The organism is Brevundimonas sp. (assembly GCF_036659295.1).
Taxonomy (GTDB): domain Bacteria; phylum Pseudomonadota; class Alphaproteobacteria; order Caulobacterales; family Caulobacteraceae; genus Brevundimonas.
Genome location: NZ_JAVXCU010000131.1, coordinates 1 through 4,498, shown reverse-complemented (window position 1 = coordinate 4,498; position 4,498 = coordinate 1). Strand labels below are relative to the sequence as shown.

5 protein-coding genes are annotated in these 4,498 nt (G+C 61.7%); 3 read left to right on the top strand and 2 right to left on the bottom strand.

Going from position 1 to position 4,498, the window contains the following annotated elements; genetic code table 11:
- Positions 1-409: aminoacyl-tRNA hydrolase (pth, locus tag RSB01_RS13630; RefSeq protein ID WP_332625689.1), on the top strand; the 409-nt coding region annotated here is incomplete at its 5' end.
- 3 nt (positions 410-412) lie between these two features.
- Here the strand turns inward: pth and RSB01_RS13625 are convergent.
- Positions 413-2,080, bottom strand: coding sequence for a DUF4139 domain-containing protein (locus RSB01_RS13625; protein WP_332590489.1), 1,668 nt, complete (start codon positions 2,078-2,080; stop codon positions 413-415).
- A gap of 2 nt (positions 2,081-2,082) precedes the next feature.
- Positions 2,083-3,480: a DUF4139 domain-containing protein gene (locus RSB01_RS13620; protein ID WP_332590488.1), complete on the bottom strand. Its 1,398-nt coding sequence runs from the start codon at positions 3,478-3,480 to the stop codon at positions 2,083-2,085.
- Between the two features lie 175 nt (positions 3,481-3,655).
- Here RSB01_RS13620 and RSB01_RS13615 point away from each other — a divergent pair, with 175 nt between their 5' ends.
- Positions 3,656-4,180, top strand: coding sequence for a copper chaperone PCu(A)C (locus RSB01_RS13615; protein ID WP_332619392.1), 525 nt, complete (start codon positions 3,656-3,658; stop codon positions 4,178-4,180).
- A 115-nt stretch (positions 4,181-4,295) separates the two neighbouring features.
- A partial coding sequence (locus RSB01_RS13610; RefSeq protein ID WP_332625688.1) for a GTPase occupies positions 4,296-4,498 on the top strand: 203 nt, incomplete at its 3' end.

Sequence of the window (4,498 nt, the reverse complement as noted above, 5' to 3'; positions counted from 1 at the left end):
CGAGAGCGGCCGCGCGATTGGCGAGGCTGCCCGCTTCTACAAGGTACCTGTCGATCGCATCATCATCTTCCACGACGAAATCGATCTGGCTCCCGGTCGTTTCCGCATGAAAAAGGGCGGTGGTGCTGCGGGCCAGAACGGCATCCGTTCAGCCATTGCCCATCTGGGTGCAGACTTCCGTCGTGGCCGCATGGGCGTAGGCCATCCGGGCGATCCCAAGCTGGTGCACGCCCATGTGCTGGGTGACTTTGCCAAGGCCGACCAACCGTGGCTGGAAGCCATGCTGAACGCCTGTGCCGACGCCCTGCCTTTTGCCATCAAGGGCGACGACGAGCGTTATCAGGGCGAGGTCATGCGTCTGGCCCCCGCCCCGAAATTCAGCCCGCGCCAAGCGGCAAACGGCGGCTAGGCCCTAAGCCGGATCGCTATAGGACCAGCGCACATCGAATGTGCGCTCGGTCCCCGCTGGCAGTTCCAGCATCCACACACGAACACCGCGATCAGGGTCGATCCGGCTACGGATACCTTCCCGCTCGATCCTGAAGCCGGTTTGCTGTGCGACATAGGCCGGCAGCAGCACTTCCATCTGAACCGGACCATCTGTGCCGTTGACCAGCTTCACCTGATGGGTCTGTTGCTGGCGTTGCCTGCCCCCGCTTCCGCGAGGGCGTGTCTCCTGCAGCAGGACTTGCGATGTCACCTGTGCGGCGTCGCCATAGACCAGACGCAATGGCAGGCCTTGCGGCGTATCGCTAAAGCGCGCCTCGCCGCCCAGCATAGGGCCAAAGCCGCTATCCGCCTGAACAGCAGCCTGCATCACCATGGCCTTGCCGCCTGGTACGGGCAGACCCAGCCCTGACGCCTCGTCATTGCGCATGACCAGTTCAATCCGCGCCGCAGACGGAGCCTCTTGAGGCTCGGCAGCCTGCATATCCACCACATAGGCCCGCCGGAAAGTCACGCCTTCCTGTTCGAGGAACAGAACCTGCTTGGTCTGATTGGCCGCTACGGTCGTTGGCTCGGGCAGAACATAGGCCTTGTAGTCCCCCAGCTCTTCCATCTTCGCCTTAATGCGATTGCCGGTGACGACAATATCCGCCACCTCTGCCCTCATAGACATCATCGGCGCTGCGGGCGCTGGTGGCGGCGGTGGAGGCGGTGGAGGTCCCGGATAGGCAATAGCGGGCAGGTCACTGGTTCTCATCATCGGCCAGCACTGGTGGCTATTGTAACGGGCGCGCAGTTGGACCGGCACGGAATCACCCGTCATCGACAGATCGCCCGCCACAACAGTGACCGGCGCATTGGCAAAACTGGTACCACCAAAATTCGCGAGCGTTACCCAGCCCTGCAAATCCAGCGTCTGGCCATCATCCTTCAGTCGCGCCACATAGTCCGCCGACCACTGTAGGCCCGTGGCCAGATAGGCCAGCGTGATCGTATGCCGCCCCGCCTGTGCGGCGCGTGTGCGGACCGACAATGTCGGCGTTGCGCCCAATCCTTCGGGCACCTGATTGAACACAATCCGCTCGGTCAAACCCGAACAGTCCAGCGCCTCGAACTGGCCGCCCACTTCCAGAACAACACCGTTCTCACCGGCACGGATGACCGCAGGCACAGTTTCCTCGGCACCGCTGGTGGCATTGGTGCGAACCACGCTGACGGTTTGACCGACTGTCCGCTCCAGCAGATTGGTCGGCGTAATCAGGTCATAGTCTGCATTCTGCTCGATCAGATCGGCCGAAAGGCCCTCGATCACCGCGCTGTGCGGCACGATACCTGTGGCCAGCCCTTTGAAACGGATCACACCCTCGCCCGCAGGCACATCAACCGTGCGGGTTTCGACAATCAGGGCCAGACCTTCGCGATCCAGCCGTGACCACGACTGGCGCGAACGCTCCATCAACTCGACCGTATCCACCGGCTGGTCGCGGTAAACCACGACCTCGACCTTTTCAGGCGCATTCGATACCGCCTCGGCACGCAAAGGCGCTTGCTGAGCCGCCGCTCCAGGAGCCGCCACGGCCACCAACGGCGCCCATGCCGCCGCTGCGGCCAATGCCGCATATAAGGGGCGCATGATCAGCCGCCCGTGGTGACGGTCGCGGTCAGTACGGTTTCGCCATTGGCCGGAACCGCCACCTTCCATACGGCGGTATAGGCATCGGCCATTTCGCCCGTCAGGCTTTCATTCGACAACTCGGTATCGCGACCATAGGTACGCTGGCGCACCTCGACGGTCTTGGCTTCGCCGGTGGCGTTACGGACGCGGTATTCCATCTGGTAGCGGGTACGATAGCGGTTAGCCCCGCGCGTCGACACCCGTTCTGATGCCACAACACGCGGCTGCACCGTCACGTCAAACGCCTTGCCCGTCGAGATCACCAGATCCGATCCGGCGGGTGAATGGTCGATCTGGTCCTCGCCGATAAAACGCGGCTCGCCTTCGCTGCCCTTCACATAGACCCGCATCACACCAGCAGGCAGGGCTGGGTCACTTTTGAAGACAATGCCCACATCGGCGGCAATCGCTTCTTCGGAGGTCGAGAAACCCGAGCTTTGATAAACATAGCGCTTGCTGGCCGAAACACCGATCGCATCCAGCAGGCCCACCTGCTTGGTCTGGTTGTTGGCCACGGTCACACGCTCGGGCAGCAGATAGACATGGGCATCACCTTCTGCGGCATTGGCCCCCGTATTCATGCCATTGCCACGCCCGCCATTATAACGGTTGTTGCCCCCCGAAACATTGACCGTACCGGCCACCACGCGGGTGACGGCATTATCAAAGGTCGAGCCGGAATTATTGGTGATGGTCACCCAGCCATTCATGTCCAGCTTGCCGGCTTTTTCGTCAAAGCGGGCCACATAATCGGCCTTCCACTGCAGACCTGACGTGAGATAGTTCAGTGTCACATCGCGGCGCGGCGTCCCCGCTGCATCCAGTGTCACACTGAGGGTCGGGCGCGGGCGCAGATTGGGGGGCACGCCATCGAACACGACCCGCGTCGGCGCGCCGTCATCGCGAAGAACCTCGACACGGTTGCCGATTTGCAGAACCACACCTTCATTGGCCGCCAGAACCTGTGCGCGCTCGCTGGTCTGTGCGCCATTGCCCGGATTGGTGCGGACTACACCGATCTCGCGGCCAACAGCGCCCTCCATCAGCTTGCGCGGAGTCAGCAGGTCATAGTCAAAATTCTGCTCTACGACCGACAGGCCATTACCCGACAAGGTCACGGTCTCAGGACGGATAGAAGCCGATACGCCCGGAAACTCCTGACGCACACGCCCCGCCGCAATGTTCAGGCTGCGCACATCCTCCACCAGAGCAATATTCTGGTTGTAAATGGTCAGCGCCAACCGGTCAGGTCCGCCGCCTCCCCGCTCGGCCTGCTGGGCCATAGCCGGACCAGACAGGGCGACAGCACACAGGGCAGTTGATGCCATTAGGCGCAGGGAAACAGTTAGTCGGCTCATCAGGGGAGGCCTCCGTTCAATTTAGCTGAACGCTGACACACCCTTTCACCAGTGTCGAGATAGGGCAGATTGTGCCATTCCCATAACAAACGTCTTCGTCTAGGCACGATGCGGGTGCCGGTGCGCCGGGCATTGGCCCGTATCTTCCATGCGCCCTCATAAAAGGTGCCCTATGATGAAATACGCTCTTACCTTGTCCATGACCGTGGCCACTCTGGCGCTGGCCGCCTGTGGTTCGCAAACCGAAGCGCCCGCCGCCCATACCGAAGCCCCTGCGGCTGAAACCGTGGCTGCCGAAACCACCCCGACTGTGGTTGCCGGTGCTGTCACCATCGAGGACGCATGGTGCCGCCCGTCGCCGAACGGTGCCAAGGCTGGCGGCTGCTATGTCATCCTGACCTCTTCGCTGGATGACACGCTCACCGGCATTTCGACCGATCAAGCCGACATGGCTCAGGTGCACGAAATGAAGATGGAAGACGGCGTCATGAAAATGGCCCATCTCGACAAGGGTCTGCCCCTTGTGGCCAACCAGCGCACCGAGCTGAAGCCGCACGGCAACCACATCATGCTGATGGGTTTGAAGGCCCCTCTGGTCAGTGGCCAGACCGCCAAAATCACCCTGACCTTTGAAAAGGCCGCCCCCGCAACCGTCGATTTTGATATCCGCACCCCGCCCATGGTCGGCGGCGAGCAATAATCCTCAAAAGGGCGGTCGAAAGGCCGCCCTTTTCCGCCTATAGAAGCGGCCATAACTGCGCGAGACTGACAAATCGGCTCGGAACGGCTAAAGGCACGCGCTCACGAGGAATACCATGGCCCTTAAAGTCGCGATCGTCGGCCTGCCCAATGTCGGCAAGTCCACCCTGTTCAACGCCCTGACCAAGACGGCAGCGGCGCAGGCTGCAAACTATCCGTTCTGCACCATCGAGCCGAACACCGGCGACGTGGCTGTGCCGGAACCCCGTCTGAACCAGCTTGCCGAAATCGCTGGCTCCAAGGAAATCATTCCGGCCCG

What these genes read in the sequence shown, in the direction of transcription:
- RSB01_RS13620 (WP_332590488.1), bottom strand. Translation starts at nt 3,480, where the DNA reads ATGAGCCGACTAACTGTTTCCCTGCGCCTAATGGCATCAACTGCCCTG.
- RSB01_RS13625 (WP_332590489.1), bottom strand. Translation starts at nt 2,080, where the DNA reads ATGCGCCCCTTATATGCGGCATTGGCCGCAGCGGCGGCATGGGCGCCG.
- RSB01_RS13615 (WP_332619392.1), top strand. Translation starts at nt 3,656, where the DNA reads ATGAAATACGCTCTTACCTTGTCCATGACCGTGGCCACTCTGGCGCTG.